The organism is Halomonas terrestris, assembly GCF_049166755.1.
Taxonomy (GTDB): domain Bacteria; phylum Pseudomonadota; class Gammaproteobacteria; order Pseudomonadales; family Halomonadaceae; genus Halomonas.
In genome coordinates this window covers 202456-224247 of sequence record NZ_JBMHFZ010000004.1, presented here as the reverse complement: position 1 = coordinate 224247, position 21792 = coordinate 202456, and the positions used below count along the sequence as shown (strand labels likewise).

Below are 21792 nucleotides of genomic sequence, written 5' to 3'. Positions count from 1 at the left end.
CCGGCGGCGATGCCGCGTGCCGGTTGTCTGGACTATCTTGATCCATGTCAATGTGCCGGCTGCCGTCCCTGGCGGATAGTGGCGGGCAGCGCATCACCTTTCCAAGGACCCGCCGACCACAGGGAGCCACGACCATGCCTGCCATGATGAAAGCCGCGATCTTCGTCGAACCGGGGCGCATCGAGATCGACGACAAGCCGATCCCCGAGATCGGCCCCGACGAGGCCCTGATCCGGGTGACCACCACCACCATCTGCGGCACCGACGTGCATATCCTCAAGGGGGAGTACCCGGTGGAGAAGGGGCTGACCATCGGCCACGAGCCGGTGGGGGTGATCGAGAAGCTCGGCGCCAACGTGCGGGGCTATGCCGAGGGGCAGCGGGTGATCGCCGGGGCGATCTGCCCGAGCTTCACCTCCTACGCCTGCCAGGATGGCTGCAGCGCCCAGGACGGCGGCCACCACGCCCACGGCTACAAGCCCATGGGCGGCTGGCGCTTCGGCAACACCATCGACGGCGCCCAGGCGGAGTACCTGCGGGTGCCCGACGCCCAGGCCAACCTCTCGCCGGTGCCGGATGGCCTCACCGACGAGCAGGTCTTGATGTGTCCCGACATCATGTCCACCGGCTTCGCCGGGGCCGAGTCCGCCGGCATCCGGATCGGCGATACGGTGGCGGTGTTCGCCCAGGGACCGATCGGGCTGTGCGCCACCGCCGGGGCGCGGCTGCGCGGGGCGGGGCTGATCATCGCCGTGGACGGCGTCGACGAACGCCTCGCGATGGCCAGGCAGATGGGCGCCGATATCGCCCTGGACTTCCGCAAGGTCGATGTGGTGTCGGAGATCCTCAGGCTCACCGGCGGCCGCGGCGTGGATGCCTCCATCGAGGCGCTGGGGCTGCAGCAGACCTTCGAGTCGGCGCTGCGGGTGCTCAAGCCCGGCGGCACCCTGTCGAGCCTGGGGGTCTACTCCGAGAACCTCACCATTCCGCTGGACGCCTTCTGCGCCGGGCTGGGCGACCACAGGATCGTCACCTCGCTGTGTCCCGGCGGCAAGGAGCGCATGCGCCGGCTGATGCAGGTGATCGAGTCGGGCCGCCTGGACCTCGGCCCCATGGTCACGCACCGCTACCCGCTCGAGAGGATCGCCGACGCCTACGACCTCTTCTCCCACCAGCGCGACGGCGTGCTCAAGGTGGCCATCTCGGCGAGCTGACCAGCGTTGAAACGGCGACTGGGGCTTTCGGCACGGGGTGCTACTCTGATTTCAACGGCATTGAACGGCCATTCAATGTTCATCCCGCCGTCATGGAATCATGAGACAAGGGTCGGGTGGCACTCTCCAGTCCACGCGATCCGATGACCCCGTGCCTGACCCACCATGGAGAACTCGTCATGTCGTTCACTCGTCGCCGTTTCCTGCAGGGCACCCTGGCCGCCGGGGCGGCCGCCACCGTGCCGTCCTTCTACATCAACAAGGTCCTGGCCCAGGAGCAGACCCTGCGAATCTATGCCTGGGCGGGCTACTTCTCCGACGCCATGCTGGCCGACTTCACCGACAAGACCGGCATTCGCGCCACCTTCACGCCCTATGGCACCAACGACGAGCTGATGAACTCGCTGCGCGCCGCCGACGGCAGCGGCTTCGACGTCATCATGCCCACCGTGGACCGGGTGCCGGGCTACCTCGACTACGAGCTCATCCAGCCGCTCGACGAGTCGCGGATCAACTGGAGCGGTGCGCTGGACAGCGCCATCGAGGGATCCGAGGTGGGCGGGGTGGTCGACGGAAAGCGCTACTTCGCCCCCAGCGACTGGGGCACCGAGGCGATCACCTGGAACCGCCGTTTCGCCGAGGTGGAGCGTGCCGACCTCAGCTATGCCGACCTGTGGAACCCGGAGCACGGGCAGGGCGTGACGGTACGCGGCCACTCGGCGCTGGTGGGTATCGGCCTGTGGCTGGAGCGCGAGGGCCGGCTGCCGTTCCCGCTGCTCGACTCCTACCGGAGCGAGGAGGCGATGCGGGCCAACTTCGACGTCATCGTCGAGGAGGCGGCCAAGCACAAGTCGATGCTGGTGCAGTTCTGGGACACCGAGAACGAGGCCCAGGCCGCCTTCCGCACCAATGGCGCCATCATCGGCCAGACCTGGGACTCCACCGCCTTCCGCCTGCAGCAGGAGGGCGAGGACATCGCCTACGGGGCACCGAAGGAGGGCGCACTGGCGTGGATGGAGGGCTTCGTGATTCCCAGGAACGCGCAGAACCCCGACGCCGTCTACGAGTTGATCAACTGGTACTACACCCCCGAGGCCGGTGCCATGTTCGTCGAGGCCACCGGCTACAACTCCACCGCCAAGGGGGCCACCGAGCTGCTGCCCGAGACGACGCGCCAGTTCTTCGCCGACTCCTACACCGAGGAGGACCTGGCCAACCTCTGGTGGTGGCCGATCCAGGAGCCCTGGTACGTGGCCCTGCGCAACGAGTACCAGGACCGCTATCTCTCCGCCTGAGGCCGGCATGGACAGCGAGGCGACCATGGACGGCAGCGTCAGGCTGGAGGAGGTGGTGATGCGCTTCGGCGACTTCACCGCCATCGACAGGACGACCCTCGAGATCGGGTCGGGGGAGTTCTTCAGCTTCCTCGGCCCCTCGGGCTGCGGCAAGACCACCCTGCTCAATATCGTCAGTGGCTTCCTGGTGCCCAGCGAGGGGCAGGTGTTCATCGGCGGCGAGCCCGTGGCCGGCGTGCCGGTGAATCGTCGTCCCACGGCGATGATCTTCCAGAACCTGGCGCTCTTCCCGCTGATGACGGTGTTCGAGAACATCGAGTTCGGCCTGGAGGTGCGCGGGGTCGGCAGGAAGCAGCGCCGCGAGGTGTCCGAGCGGCTGCTCGCGCTGGTGGCCCTGGAGGGCAGCGGGCCGAAGCGGGTCACCGAGCTCTCCGGTGGCCAGAAGCAGCGGGTGGCCATCGCCCGGGCGCTGGCGGTGGAGCCCCGGGTGCTGCTCCTCGACGAGCCGCTCTCGGCGCTGGACCTCAAGCTGCGCCAGCACATGCGCGCCGAGCTCAAGGCGATCCAGCGCAAGACCGGCATCACCTTCATCTATATCACCCACGATCAGGGCGAGGCGCTGACCATGTCCGACCGGGTGGCGGTGATGTCGGCGGGGCGCATCCAGCAGGTGGCCGACCCCATGACCCTCTACCGTGCCCCGGCGACCGGCTTCGTGGCCGCCTTCGTCGGCGAGAACAACCGCCTCGAGGCCCGGGTGATCGATGTCGAGGGCCGACGGCTGCGCCTGGATGGCGGGGCACTGGGCGAGCTGAGCGGGCATGCCGGGGAGGGCGTTCGGCCGGGCAATGGTGAACGGGTCGCGCTCTACGTGCGCCCGGAGCATCTGCGTCCGGTCGCCGCCGATGCCGCCGGTCCCCGGTTCGAGGCAAGGGTCGAGGGGGTGCACTTCGAGGGGGCCTGGGTGATGCTGGAGACGCGCCTGACGGCGTCCGGCGAGAGGCTGCGGGTACAGCTCGGCCACGAGGTCTCGCGGCAGTCGGCGGAGTCGCTCACGGTCGGGCAGCAGCTCACCTTCGGCTACGACCCGGCGGATGCGGTGGTGCTGCCGTTCGACGGCAGCCCGCTGGTCGATCAGGCCACCGGCGAGGTGATGGAGAGCGAGCGAAGCGCCGCGTCGGCGGGAGGGGCCCATGTTCCGCCAGCTTAGGGCGCGGTTCGGCGGGCCCCTGGCGGCGGCCATCCTCGCCCTGCTCGGCATCTGGCTGATCGTGATGGTCACCCTGCCGCAGCTGCAGATGATCGACTACTCGCTGCGGCCCAACCTGCTGCCGGCCCAGGTGGGTGGGCCCGAGGACGGCTGGACGCTGGCCAACTATGCCACCCTGTTCAGCAACGACATCCACCGGGCGATCTTCTTCAAGACCCTGTGGTCGAGCGTGCTGGTCACCCTGCTGACCCTGGGGGTGAGCTACCCGCTGGCCTGGTACCTGGCCAAGGTGGCCACGCCACGCCAGGCGGCGCTGTGCATCCTGCTGCTGATCATCCCCTTCTGGATCAACGAGATCCTGCGTACCTACTCGTGGTTCATCATCCTGGCATTCCGTGGGCCGCTCAACGAGGTGCTGATGATGCTGGGGCTGATCGACCGGCCGATCCGCTTCCTCAGCGGCGATGGCGGGGTGATGGTCGGCATGGTCTATGCCTATATCCTGTTCATGGTCTTCCCGGTCTACAACGCCATCGAGAGCCTGGACGACAACCAGGTCCGGGCCGCCCGGGACCTGGGGGCGGGGACGGTGCGGACCCATCGGCGCATCGTCATTCCCCACGCCAAGCCGGGCATCGCCACCGGCTGCATCATGACCTTCATGCTGGCGGCGGGCAGCTACGCGGTGCCGGCCCTGCTCGGCTCGCCGGGCAGTCGCTGGTTCACCCAGATCATCTACAACTGGTTCTTCGAGGGCGGCAACTGGAACCAGGGCGCTGCCTATGCCTTCCTGCTGCTGGTGCTGTGCATCGGCTTCATGTCGCTGGTCATGAAGATCTTCAGGGTGGGCCTGGGGGATATCGCGAGATGAAGGGGGGCTGGGCATGACCTCGCAGCGGCTGATGGCCTTCGGCCTGCGCTTCTATGTGGTGGTGTTCTTCGCCTACCTCTTCCTGCCGCTGCTGGTGATGGGGGCGGCCACCTTCAACGACAGCCGCTTCCCCACCGTGACCCCCTGGGACGGCACCACCCTGCGCTGGTTCGGCGAGCTGGCCGCCGACGGTGGCATGTGGCAGGCCCTCGCCAACAGCCTGATCATCGCCTTCGGGGTGCTCTGCGTGGCGGTGCCCATCGGCATCGCCACGGCGCTGTTCCTCAACACCGTCTCGAGCCGCACCAAGCCGTTCCTCTATGCGCTGATCCTCTCGCCGCTGCTCACCCCGGGGGTGATCATCGGCATCTCGACCCTGATCTTCTGGCGCCAGTTCGGGGTCGGCGGCGGCATCCTCCTCACCGTGCTGGGCCAGGCCACCTTCATCGCCGCCTATGTGATGCTGATGGTCACCGCACGGCTGCAGCGCTTCGACCGCACCATGGAGCGCGCCGCCCTCGACCTGGGTGCCAGCCAGTGGCAGATGTTCCGGCGCATCCTGCTGCCCTACCTCAAGCCGGCGATCTATTCGGCGGCGGTGATCGCCTTCCTGCAGTCCTTCGAGAACTACAACACCACGCTGTTCGTGGTCGGCTACGACACCACCCTGACCGTCTACATCGCCTCCAAGGTGCGCACCGGCCTGACCCCGGCGGTCAACGCCCTGGGGCTGATCCTGATCCTTGTCACCGTGGTGCTGGCCATCGCCTACGAGGTCAAGCGGCGTCGCGAGGCGGCCAGGCCCGTGCAGGGCGTATAGCCGTCGTCAGCGAGGTTCCCAGACCCGTTCCAGCACCTCCAGCGCGGTGGCGATCACCGGCTCATCGCAGCGCTCGCGACGCCAGATGAAGTTCAGCGCACAGGGCAGGCGTACGCCTTCGGCGATCACCAGGCCGCGCTCCTGACGCTCCGTCATGGCGATGGCGTCACGGGCCAGGCTCAGGCCCACGCCGGCGCGCACCAGGTCGAGCATGCAGGCCTCCTGGTCGACCTGGGCCACGCCGTTGGGCTCCAGGCCCAGCGGGTCGAGTACCTCGTGCAGCAGGCGATGGTGGACGGAGTCCGGCGGCGTGACGATCCATGGCAGGGCGGCCAGGCTCCCCCAGTCGGTCCTGGCCAAGCGTGCCGACCAGCCGGACGGCGCGATCACATGGTAGTGGAAGTGGGTCAGCTCGAGGTGGTCGAGCTCCGGCGCGTCTTGCGTCGCCCCCTGACCGGGAGGCGCGAGAAAGAAGCCCACGTCGAGCTCGCCCCGGCGCACCCGTTCCCGCACGCTGCCGCTCATGCCCTGGTGCAGCTCGGTCTCGATCTGCGGGGCGCGCTCCACCAGCCGGTGCAGGAAGGCCCCCAGGCGGATGAATTCCGGATCGACGATGGTGCCGATCTTGAGTCGACCACGCACCGTGCTGTGCAGCGCACGGGCGGTCTGGTCGAAGGTCGAGACGGCCGCCAGCGCCTTCTCCGCCACGGGCAGCAGGGCATGGCCATCGGGCGTCAGCGCGAGCCCCTGGGGGCGGCGGCGGAACAGGGTCAGGTCGAGGGTGTGCTGGAGCTGCTTGAGCTTGAGGCTCACCGCGGGCTGAGTCAGGTGCAGCTTCTCGGCGGCCCGGGAGACGCTGCCTTCCCGGGCCACGGTGACGAAGGCGCGAAGGGTCTGGATATCCTGCATGGCGAGGGGGCATGGTGGCCAGTGGTATTACTTTAAATTATATCATGCTTTTGATTTTCTCAATTGAACCGCACGCCCATCGCGCTAGTCTAGGTTAACCAGGTCCCGCGCCACCTCTCGCCAGGAGCGATTTTCACCGGCTCCGGCAACCTACTACAAGACGAGGACACCATGAGCACAGCCAGCATCACGCATTATATCAATGGGCAGGTTTCCACCGGCGAATCCGGCCGGGCACAGGAGGTCTTCAACCCCGCCACCGGCCAGGTCTCCGGCCGGGTGGCCCTGGCCTCGCATGCCGACGTCGACAGCGCCGTGGCGGCGGCCAAGGCGGCCTTCCCGTCCTGGGCCGATACCCCGCCGATCCGCCGCGCCCGGGTGCTGTTCCGGTTCCTCGAGCTGCTCAATGTCCACAAGGACGACCTGGCCCGGGCCATCACCCTGGAGCACGGCAAGGTGTTCACCGATGCCCAGGGCGAGGTGGCCCGGGGCATCGACATCGTCGAGTTCGCCTGTGGCATCCCGCAGCTGCTCAAGGGCGACTACACCGAGCAGGTCAGCACCGGCATCGACAACTGGACCACGCGCCAGCCCCTGGGGGTGGTGGCCGGCATCACGCCGTTCAACTTCCCGGTGATGGTGCCGATGTGGATGTTCCCGATCGCCCTCGCCACGGGTAACAGCTTCATCCTCAAGCCCAGCCCGCTCGACCCCAGCGCCTCGCTGCTGATCGCCGACCTCCTCAAGCAGGCGGGGCTGCCGGATGGCGTGTTCAACGTGGTGCAGGGCGACAAGGACTCCGTCGAGGCTCTGATCGAGCACCCCGACGTCAAGGCGCTCTCCTTCGTCGGCTCCACCCCCATCGCCAACCTGATCTACGAGCGCGGCGCCCATCACGGCAAGCGCGTCCAGGCCCTGGGCGGCGCCAAGAACCACATGGTGGTGATGCCCGACGCCGACCTGGACAAGGCCGTCGATGCCCTGATCGGTGCCGCCTACGGCTCCGCCGGCGAGCGCTGCATGGCAATCAGCGTGGCGGTGCTGGTGGGTGACGTTGCCGACAAGCTCGTGCCGCGACTGGCCGAGCGCGCCCGCGCGCTCAAGGTGAAGAACGGCCTGGAGCTCGATGCCGAGATGGGGCCGATCGTCACCGGCGCTGCCCACCAGCGCATCACCGGCTACATCGACAAGGGCGTGGAAGAGGGCGCCGAGCTGGTGGTGGACGGCCGCGAATTCGACGCCGGCAGCACCGGCGAAGGCTGCGCCGAAGGCTTCTGGATGGGCGGCACCCTGTTCGACCGCGTCACCCCGGAGATGACCATCTACAAGGAAGAGATCTTCGGTCCGGTACTGGCCTGCGTGCGGGTGCCCGACATCGCCACCGCCATCCAGCTGATCAACGACCACGAGTTCGGCAACGGCGTGAGCTGCTTCACCGAGAGCGGCAGCGTGGCCCGCGAGTTCGGCCGCCGCATCCAGGTGGGCATGGTGGGCATCAACGTCCCGATCCCGGTGCCCATGGCCTGGCACGGCTTCGGTGGCTGGAAGCGTTCGCTGTTCGGCGATACCCACGCCTACGGCGAGGAGGGCGTGCGCTTCTACACCAAGCAGAAGTCGATCATGCAGCGCTGGTCGGATTCGATCAATGCGGGCGCCGAGTTCGCCATGCCGACGCACAAGTAAGCATTGGTGGAATACAGTAGGCAATCATCGATGCCTCAAGCGAGAGGCGCCGGGAGCAGGGTGAAGAGGAGGTCATTTGTCAGGGATGACAAATGTAGCGCCCAGGGATGGGTTCACAGCGCCTCCTCGGAAGCCTGCTGCCGGTAAGCCTCGAGTGACACCACCACGGGAAGGCAACTACGAAACCGGCCGCGCAGGTGCTGGCGCTGTCCGGAGAGAACACGCCATGGCAGACCAGGAATTCGACTATATCGTGGTGGGCGCCGGTACCGCCGGCTGCCTGCTGGCCAACCGCCTGAGCGCGAACCCGGCCAACCGGGTGCTGCTAATCGAGGCGGGCGGCCGTGACCGTTACCACTGGATCCACATCCCGGTGGGCTACCTCTACTGCATCGACAATCCGCGCACCGACTGGCGCTTTCGCACCGAGCCCGATCCCGGCCTCAACGGCCGCTCGCTGATCTACCCCCGCGGCAAGACCCTGGGCGGCTGCTCCAGCATCAACGGCATGCTCTATATCCGCGGGCAGGCTCGGGATTACGACCACTGGGCCGAGGTCACCGGCGACGATGCCTGGCGCTGGGAGCACTGCCTGTCGGACTTCATCCGGCACGAGCACCACCATCGCCTGGACGACGGCGGCGATGCGGACCCCGAGCATCGCGACTTCCACGGCCACGGTGGCGAGTGGCGGGTGGAGAAGCAGCGGCTCAGGTGGCAGGTGCTGGATGACTTCGCCGAGGCGGCGGTGCAGGCCGGCATCCCGCGCACGCGTGACTTCAACCGCGGTGACAACGAGGGGGTCGACTACTTCGAGGTCAACCAGCGTGCCGGCTGGCGCTGGAACACCTCCAAGGCCTTCCTGCGCGGCGTGGAGCAGCGCGACAACCTGACCCTGTGGCACTCCAGCCAGGTACTGCGCCTGGAAACCGCGAGCGGGGAGGGGGGCGAGCCACGCTGTACCGGGGTACGCGTCGAGCGCGAGGGCGAGCCGGTGGTGGCCAGGGCGGCACGCGAGGTGGTCCTCTCCGCCGGGGCCATCGGCTCGCCGCAGCTGTTGCAGCTCTCCGGCATCGGCCCGGCGGACCTGCTCGCCGAGCACGGGATTCCCGTGGTGGCCGAGCTGCCCGGCGTGGGCGAGAACCTCCAGGATCACCTGCAGATCCGCTCGGTGTACCGGGTGACGGGGGCGAAGACCCTCAATACGATGGCCAGCTCCTGGCTCGGCAAGGCCGGCATCGGCCTGGAGTACCTGCTCAAGCGCTCGGGGCCCATGAGCATGGCGCCCTCCCAGCTGTGCGCCTTCACCCGCAGCAGCGACGAGCACCGCCACCCCAATATCGAGTACCACGTCCAGCCGTTGAGCCTGGAGGCCTTCGGCCAGCCGCTCCACGACTTTCCGGCGATCACCGCGAGTGTCTGCAACCTCAACCCGACCAGCCGCGGCACGGTCAGGATCAAGAGCCGCGACCCGCGCCAGGCACCGGCCATCGCCCCCAACTACCTGAGCACGCCGGAGGACCGCAAGGTGGCGGCGGACTCGCTGCGGGTCACGCGGCGCATCGCCGGGCAGCCGGCGTTCGCCAGGTACGCGCCCGAGGAGGTCAAGCCCGGGTTGGAGTACCAGAGCGACGAGGAGCTGGCTCGGCTCGCCGGCGATATCGGCACCACCATCTTCCATCCGGTGGGCACCACGCGGATGGGGCGCGACGACGACCCCATGGCGGTGGTGGACCCGCACCTGCGGGTGCGCGGGGTCAAGGGGCTGCGCGTGGTCGATGCGGGCATCATGCCCACCATCACCAGCGGCAATACCAACTCGCCGACCCTGATGATCGCCGAGAAGGCGGCGGGATGGATTCTTGCCGGCGGGTAACTTTCTCGTCATCCGGTGCAAATAAGGTTTGACGTGCGTCCGGGAAGGGGGCATTCTGCGTGCAGTTGGTTGGCAAGTGGAACATCGCAAGCGGTCATCGAAAAGCTCATGGCGTCGATTTCCCGGTGAAAGTTTCTTGTTTTACCCACTGCAACTCGGGTATTTCCCGGCAAATCAAACGCTATTCGAGGAATTCGATAATGGCTACCGGTACTGTCAAGTGGTTCAACGACACCAAGGGCTTCGGCTTCATCTCTCCGGACGACAACGGTGACGACCTGTTCGCTCACTTCTCCGAGATCAAGGCCGACGGCTTCAAGTCCCTGCAGGACGGTCAGAAGGTCTCCTTCGACGTCACCCAGGGCAAGAAAGGCCTCCAGGCCTCCAACATCCAGGTCATCGGCTGAACGCCATCCGATCTTGATGTGACCGCCTCCGGGTGGTCGAAAGAAGGCCCGCGAAAGCGGGCCTTCTTCGTGGACGGGACTTTATCGCGTCATATACCCCTATCGAATAGATGAATTTCTAAAAATAACTTTTTAGTATATGTGAAGGCGTCCACAATGGTGCGGTTACCCCCTGAGTGACCGGAAACCCCATGCCGCAGGACGCCTGGATCGCCCTCGTTGTCGTCATCGCCGTCTTCCCCCTGATGGCGTTCTCCCGCCTCGGCCCCGACATGGTGCTGCTGGGCGCGGTGATCCTGCTGCTGACCCTGGGCGTGATCGATGCCGACCAGGCGCTGGGCGGTTTCTCCAGCAGCGGCCTGTTCACCGTGGCCTTCATGTACGTGCTGGTCACCAGCATCCGCGAGACCGGCGGCATCGACCTGATCATCCGCCACGTGCTGGGACGACCCCGGGGCGAGGGCCGGGCGCTGGCACGGCTGCTGTTGCCGGTGGCAACCCTCAGCGGCTTCCTCAACAACACCCCGGTGGTCGCCACCTACATCCCGGCGGTACTGAGCTGGAGCCGACGCGTGGCCATACCGGCCCATCGACTGCTGATGCCGCTCAGCTTCGCCTCCATCCTCGGCGGTACCATCACCCTGTTCGGTACCAGCACCAACCTGGTGGTGCATGGCCTGCTGGTCGACCGCGACCCCACCCTCGCCATGGGCCTGTTCGACATCGCCTGGGTGGGCCTCCCGGTGGCCGTGGTCGGCCTGCTCTACCTGATGCTGCTGGGGTCGCGGCTGCTGCCGGCACGGCGGAGTGCCGCGGCGGCCTTCGAGAACCCGCGCGAATTCACCATCGAGATGGAGGTCGATCCCGGCGGGCCGCTGGTCGATCGCACGGTGGAAAAGGCCGGCCTGCGACATCTCCAGGAACTGTTCCTGGTGGAGATCGAGCGCGACGGCAACGTGGTCAGCGTGGTCGGCCCGGGGGAGCGGCTCAAGGGCGGCGATCGGCTGGTGTTCGCCGGCACCAGCGAGGGGGCGGTGGAACTGCAGCAGGTGCGTGGCCTGATACCCACGCGGCAGGGGGAGTCGAGCCTCGCCAAGGACTTCACCGAGCGACGCCTGGTCGAGGCGGTGGTCTCCAGCCAGTGCCAGTTCGTCGGCCAGCGCATCCGTGACGGCCATTTCCGGACCCTCTACGGAGCCGCCGTACTGGCGGTGTGCCGGGGTGGCGAGCGGGTCGCCGGCAACCTGGGGCAGGTGCGCCTGCAGCCCGCCGATGTGCTGCTGCTGGAGGCGCGTCCGCCGTTCATCGAGCGCCATCGGCAGTCGCGGGACTTCCTGCTGATCAGCCAGGTCAATGGAGCGGCCCGTCCGGTGCACGAGAAGGCGTGGCTGGCGTGGAGCATCCTGGGTGGCGTGGTGGTGCTGGCGACCCTGGGGGTGATGAGCATGATGAATGCCGCCATGCTGGGCGCGGCCATGGCGCTGCTGACCGGCTGCTGCTCGGTGGGGGCCGCCAAGCGCGGCCTCGATACCCAGGTACTGCTGACCATCGCCGCTTCCTTCGGCCTGGGGGCGGCACTCGAGACCTCCGGGGCGGCTGCCATGCTGGCCGGCGCGGTACTCGACCTGGCAGGGGGCAATCCCTGGTCGCTGCTGGTGGCGGTCTATGTGCTGGTGGCCCTGCTCACCGCCCTGGTCACCAACAATGCGGCCGCGGTCATCACCTTCCCCATCGTCATGACCGGCGCCGAGCGCCTGGGGGCCGATCCCATGCCCTTCGTGGTGGCGGTGATGTTCGCCGCCTCGGCCAGCTTCCTCACGCCGATCGGCTACCAGACCAACCTCATGGTCCACGGCCCGGGGGGGTACCGCTTCAGTGACTTCCTGCGTGTCGGCGGGCCGCTCAACCTGATCACCGGGGGGGTGGCACTGCTGCTGATCCCCCTGGTCTGGCCCTTCTGACGCTGCGGAACGACGCCTCGCGTCTCGCCGACGAGCGGCGATTGCGGTAGGGTGACGGCTTTCGACCGACCCCAACGACTGGCCTGGAATCGATCCCCATGAGCAATCCCGGTGAATTGATCATCGAGCCCCGCAGCGGCCGGCCCGCCGACGCCTGCGTCTTCATCCTCCACGGCCTGGGCGCCGACGGCAGCGACTTCGAGCCGCTGGTGCCGGCCCTGCCGCTGCCCACCGACGATGCCGTACGCTTCATCCTGCCCCATGCGCCACGCCTGCCGGTGACCATCAACGGCGGGATGGTGATGCCGGCCTGGTACGACATCCTCGAGATGAACCTGGACCGCCGGGTCGACGAGCGACAGCTGCTGGCCTCCGCCGAGCGCATCCAGGGCCTGGTACGCGAGCAGATCGACCACGGCATCGACAGTCGTCGCATCATCCTGGCCGGTTTCTCCCAGGGCGGGGCGGTGGCCTACCAGGCGGCGCTCTCCTTCGAGGCGCCCCTGGGCGGGCTGCTGGCCATGTCCACCTACTTCGCCACCGCCGACAGCATCACCCTGGCCGAGGCCAACCGCTCCCTGCCCGTCGAGGTGCACCATGGCAGCTTCGACCCGGTCGTGCCCGAGGCGCTGGGGAAGGCCGGCTACGAGAAGCTGCTGTCGCTGGGCTATGCCGCCAACTATCGCCGCTATCCGATGGCCCACGCCGTCTGCCCGCAGCAGGTCGGGGACATCGGCAGGTGGCTCGGCGAACGCCTCGCCCACTGAGCGGTCGCTGCACCCAAGGTCGCCTCGACAGCATCGGGGCGGCTCGGCAAGATGGTGCCATCCCATCCCATCCCTTTTCGTCGATCACTGCCTGTCAGGACGCATGCCATGAGCACATCCCCCTTTGCCAACCTGCCCGATGCCCGGGGCTTCTTCGGACGTTTCGGTGGCCAGCTCATTCCGCCGGAGCTCAAGGCGGTGATGGACGAGATCGATGCCGCCTACGAGGAGATCCGCGTCCGCGACGACTTCCAGCAGGAGCTGGCGAGCCTGTTCGCCGACTACGTGGGTCGGCCCAGCCCGATCTTCCATGCCCGGCGGCTTTCCGAGAAGCTGGGCGGCGCCCAGATCCACCTCAAGCGCGAGGACCTGAACCACACCGGCGCCCACAAGATCAACCACTGCCTGGGCGAGGCGCTGCTGGCCAAGTTCATGGGCAAGACCAAGGTGATCGCCGAGACCGGCGCCGGCCAGCATGGCGTGGCGCTGGCCACCGCCTGCGCCCTGGTGGGGATCCCCTGCGAGATCCACATGGGCCAGGTGGACATCGAGAAGGAGCACCCCAACGTCACCAAGATGAAGATCCTCGGCTGCACCCTGGTGCCGGTGACGCGGGGAACGGCAACCCTCAAGGACGCGGTGGACAGCGCCTTCGAGGAGTACCTCAAGGACCCGCAGCGCTATATCTACGCCATCGGCTCGGTGGTGGGGCCGCACCCCTTCCCGAAGATGGTCCGCGACTTCCAGTCGATCATCGGTCGCGAGGCGCGGGCACAGTTCCTCGAGCGTCACGGCCGCCTGCCGGACCATGTCACTGCCTGCGTGGGCGGCGGCTCCAATGCCATCGGCATGTTCACCGCCTTCCTCGAGGACGAGTCCGTCCACCTGGTGGGGGTGGAGCCCGCCGGCGAGGGGCTCGATACCCAGCGCCACTCCGCGACCCTGACCCTGGGCAAGCCCGGAGAGATCCACGGCATGGCCTGCTACGTGCTGGAGGACGAGGCCGGCAACCCCATGCCGGTACACTCCATCGCCTCGGGGCTCGACTACCCCGGGGTCGGCCCCCAGCACAGCTACCTCAAGGAGCTGGGCCGGGTCGACTACCGGAGTGCCACCGACGACGAGTGCCTGGACGCCTTCCTGACCCTGTCACGGGTCGAGGGCATCATCCCGGCACTGGAGAGTGCCCACGCCGTGGCCTGGGCGATGCGCGTGGCACCGACCCTGCCGGTCGACCAGCATATCCTGGTCAATCTCTCCGGCCGCGGCGACAAGGACGCCGATTACGTGGCCGACAAGCTCAAGCTGTGAATCGCCGCCCGTGCACGGGGTGTGTCCCGCCGCCGAAGTCGGGGATACTGTAGGATGGAAGGCACATCAAAGGCCGGACGTTACCGTCTGCAGGCAAGTCCCGGGGTGGATGGCGCATGGACAGAGCCAGGTCAGGGCGTAGGGAAAAGCACGAGGATCGCCGAGGTGGGCGGCGTCGCTGGACGCTGCTCGCCCTGGGGGGGCTCGCCTTGGCGTTGATGGTCGGCGGCGGCGGGGCAGTGGTCGGGCTCTGGCCGGCGCTGGGGCTGGCCGGGGCGGCGCTGGCCATCACGCTGCTGGTGCTCCAGCGCCTCGAGGCGCGTTCCCGCGACCGGCGTCGCAGTGACGAGCAGCGTCTCGCCGACCGGCTGCTGGCCGCTTTTCCCGGGACGGTGATGCTGGTCGATGACCAGGGGGTGGTGGAGCAGCTCAATCCCGATTTCGAGCGTCATGGCGGCTACCCTCCCGGGGAGTTGCTCGGGCGGCGGGTCACCACCCTGGACATCGTCCCCCTGCACGGCGAGTTCCAGCGTGCGCTGACCTTCGCCGCGACCCGCGGACAAGCGTGGCAGGGGATACTCACCTGCCGTCGGGCCGACGGTGAGCGACGCCATCAGGACACCACCGTGCTGCCGCTGCTCGAGGAGCCCGATGGCCGCCGGCGCCTGCTCATCGTCCAGCGCGACGTGACAGGCAAGCACCTGCGCTGCATGCACGACCAGAGTCAGCTCGAGCGCCTGCAGGGAACGGTTTCCCGGTTACCCGCCGTGGTCTTCCAGAGCCGCCAGGACATCAGCGGCCGGATCAGCTTCCTCTACCTCAGCGAGGGGCTGCAGCGGCTGTGCGGCCTGAGTCCGGGAGCGGTGATGGCCAGGGCCGAGCGGCTGCTCGACCGGGTCCACCCCGAGGATCGTGATCGGCTCACCGCTTCCATCGCCCAGTCGGTGGTGAGCCTGGAGCCGTGGTGGCTGGAGTATCGACTGGTCCTGCCGGAGGGCGTGCGCTGGCTGGAGGGCCGGGCGCTGCCCCGGCGTCTGCAAGACGGCAATACCCTCTGGGATGGCCTGCTGATCGACGTCACCGAGCGCAAGCAGGCCGAGCAGCGGGTGCAACGCCTGATCGGTACCGACATGCTCACCGGGGCACTCAACCGGCGGGCCTTCTTCGAGCAGGGCGAGGCCGTGCTCGCGCTCGCCGCTCGCCACGGTCGCCGGGTGCCGCTGGCGATGCTCGACCTGGATCACTTCAAGCACCTCAACGACACCCACGGCCATGCGGCCGGCGACCTGGCCCTGCAGTCCTTCGCCATGCGCTGCCGTGAATGCCTGCGCCCCTATGACCTCTTCGCCCGCATCGGCGGCGAGGAGTTCGCGGTGATACTGGTCGACAGCGACCCCGAGCAGGCCCGGGATATCCTCGAGCGCTTGCGCGAGGCGGTGGAGGGCATCGAACTGGAGGTGGACGGTACGGCGATTCGCTTCACCGTGAGCGTGGGCCTGACCATCCTCGAGCCCGACGGCAGCCTGGACAGGGCGCTTTCACGTGCCGACCGGGCCCTCTACCGAGCCAAGCGCGAAGGGCGCAACCGCATCAGGGGCCCTGTCGAGGCGGGACAGTCCGCCACCAGCGGCGATCCGTGAGCCAGCCGGGTTGGCTTCACGCCTTGAAGCGCTCAGGATGACCCCCATGACTGGAGACATGGCGTTCGTTTCCAGCCACCCAAGGAGGAGGTGAGCATGCCCGATCTTTCCGTCGATTTCCGGTTGCCGGTTGCCTGTCCCAGCTGTCGCAGTCACCGCATGCGGGTCTCCCGGGTGAAGAATCCCGACGACAAGGTGTTCTGTGCCTCCTGCAAGCGCTATATCTGCCTCTACCACGAGGCCGAGACCGTGCTCCAGCAGGGGCCGGGCAGTGCCAGTGAAGCGTTGATCGAGAAGGCCGCCAATACCCGCTCCGGTTGATCCGGCTGGATGTCGGCGCTCGTCGTTCTCGTCCAGGCCGGGCTGCTGGTGGCCCTGGCGGTGGCCTGCCTGGTCGATCGGCGACTGGCACGGGCCTGCCTCGCCTTCGTCGGCTTCGCGCTGCTGATGGCGCTGGCCTGGTGGCGGCTGGGCGCCCCCTGGCTGGGCCTTGCCGAGGCCCTGCTGGGTGCCCTGTTGACCGGTGGCGCCCTGTTCCACGCCCTAGGGCGCGATTCCCGTGAACCGGGGCCGGCCGCCCGCGACGTCTTCCGCCGGCCCTGGCGCCAGATGCCGGCTCGGCTGGCGGCACCGCTGGCCTGGCTGGCCCTGGTCGCCATGGGCATGGGGCTGCCGCTCGATGCCGTCGAGGTCGCGGGGCCGGCCGGTGGAGGGCGGCAGCCGCTGCTGGTGGCGGGCCTCGCCATCATGACCCTGGGACTGTGGGCGTTTGCCGTCCATGCCCACCTGCTGCGCCGACTGCTCGCCTTCAATGTGCTCGGTTCGGGGGTATTCCTCCTGCTGGCGGGGATCGCCGGTCCGCGGGCCGAGGTCCAGGCACTGATCCTGGTGGGGCTGGTGGTGGCACTGCTCGGTACCCTGCTGGGGGTGGCACTGATCCGTCGCCTGCATCACCTGGCCGGGCGCGCGACCCTGGTCGCCGAGGACGAACCGGGAGGCGGTGAATGACTGCCTGGTTCGGCCCCGATACGCCCCCGCAAGCCCTGCCTCCCGCCATGGAGGCGGCCCTGTGGCTGGTCCTGCTGGCTCCCCCGCTGCTGGGCGTGGCCGCCATGCGCCTTCCGCCCCGCCGCCTGTGGCCGCTGGTGTCGCTTACCCTGCCGTTGCCGGGGGTCACCCTGTGGCTGCTGACGGCCGTGGCCGCCAGCGGTGGCTATCAGGTGATCCTGCCTCTCGGCACGCTGGAGCTGCAGTTGCACCTCGACGTCCTCTCGGGGCTGCTGCTGCTGCTGACCCAGCTTCTGCTGCTCGCCAGTGCCGCCTATGCGGTCGGCCACATCGAGGCAGCTGGCATCGCGCCGCGGGCAGCCGCCCGGCTGTGGCCACTGCTCGGCGGGCTGACTGCGTCGCTGGGCCTGATCTGGCTCGCGGCAGACCTGCTCGTCCTCTATGCGGCGCTCGAGCTGATGGGGCTCTGCGCCGTGGCGATGATGCTGCTGCCCGGCAAGGTGGATGCGCTGGCGGCCGGCATGCGCTACCTGCTCTACGCCCTGGTGGGGTCGCTTGCCTGGCTGCTCGGGGTGACCCTGCTGCTGGGCGCCTGGGGACGGCTGGACCTGGCCGGCCTGGCGGCGACGGTGGAGCCCGGGGCGGCGACCTGGATCGCCGTGGCGCTGCTCAGCGCCGGGCTGCTGCTCAAGGCCGCTGTCTTCCCCTTGCACGCCTGGCTCGCCCCCGTGCACGAGAGCGCCTGGACACCGGTAAGCGCCATCCACGGCGCCCTGGTGATCAAGGCCTCCTTCTTCATCCTGCTGAAGCTCTGGCTGCTGCTGGTGCCCGGACAGGTGGCCGGGGCCTGGGTGCTCGGTGGCCTGGGCGGTGCGGCGGTGCTGTGGGGTGGGCTGCTGGCCTGGCGGGCCCCAGGCCTCAAGCAGGTGGTGGCCTTCTCCACGGTGGGGCAGATGGGCTACCTGCTGCTGGCCTTCCCGTTGCTGATCGGCACCGGCGAGGCGGTGGCGTCACTCGCCTGGCAGGGTACCTGGCTGCAGCTCGCCGGCCATGCCCTGGCCAAGGCGGCGATGTTCATGGCCGCCGGTAACCTGATGCTCTCCACCGGCCACGGCCGACTGGCCGACCTGGCGGGAACCAGCCGCCGGCTGCCGCTTGCGCTGATGACCTTCGGGATTGCCGCCGTGACCCTGATGGGCCTGCCGCCCAGTGCCGGCTTCACGGCCAAGTGGCTGCTGCTGCAGGCGGCGCTGCTCGCCGGCCAGTGGCCCTGGGTGGTGGTGCTGGTACTGGGGACCCTGCTCACCGCCGCCTATGTGTTCCGTGTCTTCCGCTACACCTTCATCGAGGCGGCGCCGGCGCATGATTTCCGGCGGTTGCCGGCCGGAATGGAGGCGATCGCGCTGCTGCTGGCGCTCTCGGCCATGGGGCTGGGGCTGGCCGCCCAGTGGCCGCTGGGACTGTTGCGTGCCGGCGGGGGTGGCCCATGAGTGGCGCCTGGCTGCCCCTGGCGACCCTGGCCAGCTCGCTGCTGGCGGCGATGGTGATCTTCCTGCTGCCGGAGCGGGCCTTCCGGGCGCGCTCCGTCCTCAACCTCGGTGCGGCCCTGGTCAAGCTGGGCCTGGTGGCCTGGATGGTCCGGGGGCTGCGCCTGGGGCACGAGTACGCCGTCGAGTTCCCGGTGCTCGAAGGACTGGCCTTCGTGCTGCGTGCCGATGCACTGGGCATCATGTTTGCCGGGCTGTCGTCGCTGCTGTGGCTGTTCACCACCCTCTATGCCATCGGCTACCTGGAGGACTCGCCGAACCGCAAGCGCTTCTTCGGCTTCTTCAGCCTCTGCGTGGCCAGTACCCTGGGCATCAGCCTGGCCGGCAACCTCTTCACCCTCCTGGTCTTCTACGAGCTGCTGACGCTCTCCACCTATCCCCTGGTGGCTCACCGGGGAACCTCGACCGCACTGGCGGCAGGCAAGGTCTACCTGCGCTTCACCCTGAGCGCGGGGCTGGTGCTGATGATCGGCATGGTGGCCCTCCACGCCCTGGCCGGGGACATCCGCTTCGGCCAGCGCGAGATCCTCGCCGAGTTCGGTGCCGACCGGCACCCGCTGCTGGTCGGGCTCTTCTGGGTGCTGATCCTGGGCTTCGGGGTCAAGGCGGCCCTGGTGCCGCTGCACGGCTGGCTGCCGCGGGCCATGGTGGCACCGGCCCCGGTGAGTGCCCTGCTGCACGCCGTGGCGGTGGTCAAGGCGGGAGCCTTCGGCATCGTGCGCCTGGTCTACGATGTCTACGGCATCGAGCTGAGCCACCAGCTGGGCCTGCTCCATGGCCTGGTGGCCGTTGCCGCGGTCACCATCCTCTATGGCTCGCTGCGCGCCCTGGCCCAGCAGGAGCTCAAGCCGCGGCTGGCGTTCTCCACGGTGAGCCAGGTCTCCTACATCGTGCTCGGCATCGGGCTGTTCGGCCCCCTGGGCACCATCGCCGCCCTGTCCCACCTGCTGCATCAGGGGCTGATGAAGATCACCCTGTTCTTCTGTGCCGGCAACTACGCCGAGGAACTGGGCATTCACCGCATCGACGGCCTGGATGGTGTCGGGCGGCGCATGCCGCTGACCAGCCTGGCCTTCACGGTGGGGGCCCTGGGCATGATCGGCCTGCCGCCGCTGGTCGGTTTCTTCAGCAAGTGGTACCTGGGGACCGGGGCGGTGCAGGCCGGCCTGCCCTGGGTGGTCGGGGTGCTGGTCGCCAGCAGCCTGCTCAACGCCGCCTACTTCCTGCCGGTCCTGCATCGGCTCTGGTTCCGCCCCGGCCCCGCCCACGGGCGTGGCCAGTGGCCGGAGGAGCGCCGCCTGGGGCGGCTCGAGACCAGTGGCTGGCTGCTGTGGCCGGCCCTGGCCACGGCGGCCTTCAGCCTGCTGGCCGGCCTGCTGGCGGGCCTGCCCTACAGCCCGCTGGAGTGGGCCGCCCGGGTCGCCACCGAGGAGTACCTGCCATGACCTCGTTGCCCTTCGCCGCGAGCCTCTGGCTGGCCCTGGTGTGGCCCCTGGTGCTGGCACTGCGGGTGCCGGTGCGCGCCGTCCTCGCCGGGCCCGGCCGACCCAGGCGGCTGCTCGATGGCCTCTGGTGCACGGCACCACTGCCGGCTCTGGCCCTGGCCCAGCTGGCGCCGTCGGGGCAACTGCTGCAGGAGTGGTGGATGCTGGGTGGGGTCTGGGAGCTCGACGGCCTGCGCCGCCCCCTGCTGGCCTTCACTGCGCTGCTGTGGGGGCTGGCCGGTTGCTATGCCCGTGGTTACCTGGCTCGGGAGCAGGCCCGCCTCGATGCCGGTATCGATCGGGCCGGGAGCCGGCTGCGCCGCTTCGCCCTGTTCTGGCCACTGACCCTGGCGGGCAATCTGCTGCTGATCGTCGCCGAGGATATCGCCAGCTTCTACCTGGGGTTCGCGCTGATGACCTTCGCCGCCTACGGCCTGGTGGTGAATGCCGGTACCCGCGATGCACGCCTCGGTGGCCTGGCCTACCTGGTGATAGCGGTGCTGGGCGAGGCGATGCTCCTTGCCGGCCTGCTGTGGGCCGCCGGCAGCGCCGGATCCCTCACGCTGGGCGGGCTGCGCGAGGCGGTTGCCGGCGCCGAGCAGGGCGTGTGGATGGCGCTGCTGCTGTGGCTCGGCTTCGGGGTCAAGGCGGGGGTCGTGGGGCTGCACCTGTGGCTGCCGCTGGCGCACCCGGTAGCGCCGACCCCGGCCAGCGCGGTGCTCAGCGGGGCCATGATCAAGGCAGGCCTGCTGGGCTGGCTGGGCACCCTGCCCCTGGGGGAGCCGGGGGTGGGTGGGGACTTCCGGCTGCTGGGCCTGGCGATGCTGGTGACCGGGCTGGTCGCGGCGCTGGGGGCGGCCCTCTATGGTGCCTGCCAGCGCCATCCCAAGGCGGTGCTGGCCTACTCCAGCGTGAGCCAGATGGGCATGATCACCGCCCTGGTGGCCATGGGGCTCGTCGCCCCCGGGGCCTGGCCGGCGCTCTCGGCGGCGGTAGTGCTGTTCGCCGCCCACCACGGCCTGACCAAGGGCGCGCTGTTCCTCGGCGTGGGCGTCGGGGAGCATCCCCCGCGCCTGCCGGCCTGGCTGCTCGGCGGCTTGCTGTTGCTGCCGGCGCTGTCTCTGGCCGGCGCCCTGGGGTCGGGGCTGGCCACCAAGTGGGCCTTCAAGACGGTGCTCTACGATAGCGGCCATCAGGGGGTGGTCGTGTGGCTGAGCCTGGCGGCGGTGGGCACCACGGGGTTGATGGCCCGCGCCCTGTGGCGCCAGTGGCAGGGGGAGGTCCAGGCCCGCCACGATGGCCTGATGCCGCTGGCCGGCCCCATGCCGCTGGCCTGGTTGGGCACGCTGCTGGCGGCCGTAACCCTGCCCTGGTGGCTGCCGACGGGACGACCGGAGTGGCCGCCGGCGGGCGAGCTGCCCGGCCTGCTGTGGCCGGTAGCGCTGGGGGCGGGGCTGGCCCTGGTGGTGCTGGCGGGGGCGCGGCGTTGGCCGCGGCACGTCGCCTGGCAGCTTCCGCCCGGCGACCTCTGGTGGCCGCTTGCCGCCGCCTGGCGTTACCTGCTGGCCCGGGCCAGGGGGCCGCTGGCCAGGTGCGGCGAGTGGCGGTCGACGCTGGTCGAATCCCTGGTGGCACGGGAGCGCAGGGCGATCGACCGCCTGGCGGCCGTGGCCCGTGGCGAGGGGTGGCTGCGCCGCCATACGGCGGTGGTGATGATGGTCACCGCCATCGTGCTGGCGATGACCATCCTGGGGCTGGGGTGATGCCGATGGTTCGGGCCGAGTCGTCG

Annotated in this window: 18 protein-coding genes; 17 read left to right on the top strand and 1 reads right to left on the bottom strand. The window is 68.9% G+C overall.

Annotated elements, in window-relative coordinates:
- Positions 1-134: 134 nt before the first annotated feature.
- The 5 genes from ACOMD9_RS06515 to ACOMD9_RS06495 all read left to right on the top strand — a co-directional run bounded on the left by ACOMD9_RS06515 (position 135) and on the right by ACOMD9_RS06495 (position 5410).
- Positions 135-1214, top strand: a complete 1080-nt coding sequence (locus tag ACOMD9_RS06515; RefSeq protein ID WP_421412925.1) for an NAD(P)-dependent alcohol dehydrogenase — start codon at positions 135-137, stop codon at positions 1212-1214.
- Between the two features lie 179 nt (positions 1215-1393).
- Complete coding sequence (locus tag ACOMD9_RS06510) at positions 1394-2509, top strand: extracellular solute-binding protein (RefSeq protein ID WP_421412924.1); 1116 nt, start codon at positions 1394-1396, stop codon at positions 2507-2509.
- A gap of 7 nt (positions 2510-2516) precedes the next feature.
- Entirely contained in the window at positions 2517-3719 is a 1203-nt protein-coding gene (locus ACOMD9_RS06505; protein ID WP_421412922.1) for an ABC transporter ATP-binding protein, read from the top strand.
- Positions 3703-4590 carry an ABC transporter permease gene (locus ACOMD9_RS06500; protein WP_421412920.1) on the top strand — a complete coding sequence of 296 codons (888 nt, stop codon included), beginning with the start codon at positions 3703-3705 and terminating at the stop codon, positions 4588-4590. Before ACOMD9_RS06505 ends, ACOMD9_RS06500 begins: the two co-directional genes overlap by 17 nt.
- 13 nt (positions 4591-4603) lie before the next feature.
- Positions 4604-5410, top strand: coding sequence for an ABC transporter permease (locus ACOMD9_RS06495; protein ID WP_421412918.1), 807 nt, complete (start codon positions 4604-4606; stop codon positions 5408-5410).
- A 6-nt stretch (positions 5411-5416) separates the two neighbouring features.
- On the opposite strand, the gene ACOMD9_RS06490 is transcribed toward ACOMD9_RS06495, so the two are convergent.
- Positions 5417-6319: a LysR family transcriptional regulator gene (locus tag ACOMD9_RS06490; protein ID WP_421412916.1), complete on the bottom strand. Its 903-nt coding sequence runs from the start codon at positions 6317-6319 to the stop codon at positions 5417-5419.
- A gap of 171 nt (positions 6320-6490) precedes the next feature.
- Between ACOMD9_RS06490 and ACOMD9_RS06485 the strand changes: the two genes are divergently transcribed.
- The 12 genes from ACOMD9_RS06485 (at position 6491) to ACOMD9_RS06430 (ending at position 21766) form a co-directional block, all read left to right on the top strand.
- Entirely contained in the window at positions 6491-8002 is a 1512-nt protein-coding gene (locus ACOMD9_RS06485; protein ID WP_421412915.1) for a CoA-acylating methylmalonate-semialdehyde dehydrogenase, read from the top strand.
- Positions 8003-8228: 226 nt separating this feature from the next.
- Positions 8229-9878: a GMC family oxidoreductase gene (locus ACOMD9_RS06480; protein WP_421412914.1), complete on the top strand. Its 1650-nt coding sequence runs from the start codon at positions 8229-8231 to the stop codon at positions 9876-9878.
- A 200-nt stretch (positions 9879-10078) separates the two neighbouring features.
- Positions 10079-10285 (top strand): cold-shock protein, encoded by a 207-nt coding sequence (locus ACOMD9_RS06475; RefSeq protein WP_102589411.1) that lies wholly within the window; start codon positions 10079-10081, stop codon positions 10283-10285.
- Between the two features lie 191 nt (positions 10286-10476).
- On the top strand, positions 10477-12246 hold the full coding sequence (locus ACOMD9_RS06470) for an SLC13 family permease (RefSeq protein WP_421412912.1): 1770 nt from the start codon (positions 10477-10479) through the stop codon (positions 12244-12246).
- A 98-nt stretch (positions 12247-12344) separates the two neighbouring features.
- On the top strand, positions 12345-13013 hold the full coding sequence (locus ACOMD9_RS06465; RefSeq protein WP_421412911.1) for an alpha/beta hydrolase: 669 nt from the start codon (positions 12345-12347) through the stop codon (positions 13011-13013).
- Positions 13014-13121: 108 nt separating this feature from the next.
- Positions 13122-14324: a tryptophan synthase subunit beta gene (gene trpB, locus ACOMD9_RS06460; RefSeq protein WP_421412910.1), complete on the top strand. Its 1203-nt coding sequence runs from the start codon at positions 13122-13124 to the stop codon at positions 14322-14324.
- A gap of 116 nt (positions 14325-14440) precedes the next feature.
- On the top strand, positions 14441-15964 hold the full coding sequence (locus ACOMD9_RS06455) for a sensor domain-containing diguanylate cyclase (RefSeq protein WP_421412909.1): 1524 nt from the start codon (positions 14441-14443) through the stop codon (positions 15962-15964).
- 96 nt (positions 15965-16060) lie between these two features.
- Positions 16061-16285, top strand: a complete 225-nt coding sequence (locus ACOMD9_RS06450; protein ID WP_421412908.1) for a hypothetical protein — start codon at positions 16061-16063, stop codon at positions 16283-16285.
- A gap of 9 nt (positions 16286-16294) precedes the next feature.
- Complete coding sequence (locus tag ACOMD9_RS06445) at positions 16295-16972, top strand: hydrogenase subunit MbhD domain-containing protein (protein ID WP_421412907.1); 678 nt, start codon at positions 16295-16297, stop codon at positions 16970-16972.
- Positions 16969-18462, top strand: coding sequence for a complex I subunit 5 family protein (locus ACOMD9_RS06440; protein ID WP_421412905.1), 1494 nt, complete (start codon positions 16969-16971; stop codon positions 18460-18462). Before ACOMD9_RS06445 ends, ACOMD9_RS06440 begins: the two co-directional genes overlap by 4 nt.
- Positions 18459-19964, top strand: a complete 1506-nt coding sequence (locus ACOMD9_RS06435; RefSeq protein WP_421412903.1) for a complex I subunit 5 family protein — start codon at positions 18459-18461, stop codon at positions 19962-19964. Before ACOMD9_RS06440 ends, ACOMD9_RS06435 begins: the two co-directional genes overlap by 4 nt.
- Positions 19961-21766, top strand: coding sequence for a complex I subunit 5 family protein (locus ACOMD9_RS06430; RefSeq protein WP_421412902.1), 1806 nt, complete (start codon positions 19961-19963; stop codon positions 21764-21766). The genes ACOMD9_RS06435 and ACOMD9_RS06430 overlap by 4 nt, the downstream gene beginning before the upstream one ends.
- The last annotated feature ends 26 nt before the right edge of the window (positions 21767-21792 follow it).

What these genes read in the sequence shown, in the direction of transcription:
- ACOMD9_RS06515 (WP_421412925.1), top strand. Translation starts at nt 135, where the DNA reads ATGCCTGCCATGATGAAAGCCGCGATCTTCGTCGAACCGGGGCGCATC.
- ACOMD9_RS06510 (WP_421412924.1), top strand. Translation starts at nt 1,394, where the DNA reads ATGTCGTTCACTCGTCGCCGTTTCCTGCAGGGCACCCTGGCCGCCGGG.
- trpB (WP_421412910.1), top strand. Translation starts at nt 13,122, where the DNA reads ATGAGCACATCCCCCTTTGCCAACCTGCCCGATGCCCGGGGCTTCTTC.
- ACOMD9_RS06500 (WP_421412920.1), top strand. Translation starts at nt 3,703, where the DNA reads ATGTTCCGCCAGCTTAGGGCGCGGTTCGGCGGGCCCCTGGCGGCGGCC.
- ACOMD9_RS06490 (WP_421412916.1), bottom strand. Translation starts at nt 6,319, where the DNA reads ATGCAGGATATCCAGACCCTTCGCGCCTTCGTCACCGTGGCCCGGGAA.
- ACOMD9_RS06435 (WP_421412903.1), top strand. Translation starts at nt 18,459, where the DNA reads ATGAGTGGCGCCTGGCTGCCCCTGGCGACCCTGGCCAGCTCGCTGCTG.
- ACOMD9_RS06475 (WP_102589411.1), top strand. Translation starts at nt 10,079, where the DNA reads ATGGCTACCGGTACTGTCAAGTGGTTCAACGACACCAAGGGCTTCGGC.
- ACOMD9_RS06440 (WP_421412905.1), top strand. Translation starts at nt 16,969, where the DNA reads ATGACTGCCTGGTTCGGCCCCGATACGCCCCCGCAAGCCCTGCCTCCC.
- ACOMD9_RS06445 (WP_421412907.1), top strand. Translation starts at nt 16,295, where the DNA reads ATGTCGGCGCTCGTCGTTCTCGTCCAGGCCGGGCTGCTGGTGGCCCTG.
- ACOMD9_RS06505 (WP_421412922.1), top strand. Translation starts at nt 2,517, where the DNA reads ATGGACAGCGAGGCGACCATGGACGGCAGCGTCAGGCTGGAGGAGGTG.
- ACOMD9_RS06455 (WP_421412909.1), top strand. Translation starts at nt 14,441, where the DNA reads ATGGACAGAGCCAGGTCAGGGCGTAGGGAAAAGCACGAGGATCGCCGA.
- ACOMD9_RS06430 (WP_421412902.1), top strand. Translation starts at nt 19,961, where the DNA reads ATGACCTCGTTGCCCTTCGCCGCGAGCCTCTGGCTGGCCCTGGTGTGG.
- ACOMD9_RS06495 (WP_421412918.1), top strand. Translation starts at nt 4,604, where the DNA reads ATGACCTCGCAGCGGCTGATGGCCTTCGGCCTGCGCTTCTATGTGGTG.
- ACOMD9_RS06480 (WP_421412914.1), top strand. Translation starts at nt 8,229, where the DNA reads ATGGCAGACCAGGAATTCGACTATATCGTGGTGGGCGCCGGTACCGCC.
- ACOMD9_RS06470 (WP_421412912.1), top strand. Translation starts at nt 10,477, where the DNA reads ATGCCGCAGGACGCCTGGATCGCCCTCGTTGTCGTCATCGCCGTCTTC.
- ACOMD9_RS06485 (WP_421412915.1), top strand. Translation starts at nt 6,491, where the DNA reads ATGAGCACAGCCAGCATCACGCATTATATCAATGGGCAGGTTTCCACC.
- ACOMD9_RS06465 (WP_421412911.1), top strand. Translation starts at nt 12,345, where the DNA reads ATGAGCAATCCCGGTGAATTGATCATCGAGCCCCGCAGCGGCCGGCCC.
- ACOMD9_RS06450 (WP_421412908.1), top strand. Translation starts at nt 16,061, where the DNA reads ATGCCCGATCTTTCCGTCGATTTCCGGTTGCCGGTTGCCTGTCCCAGC.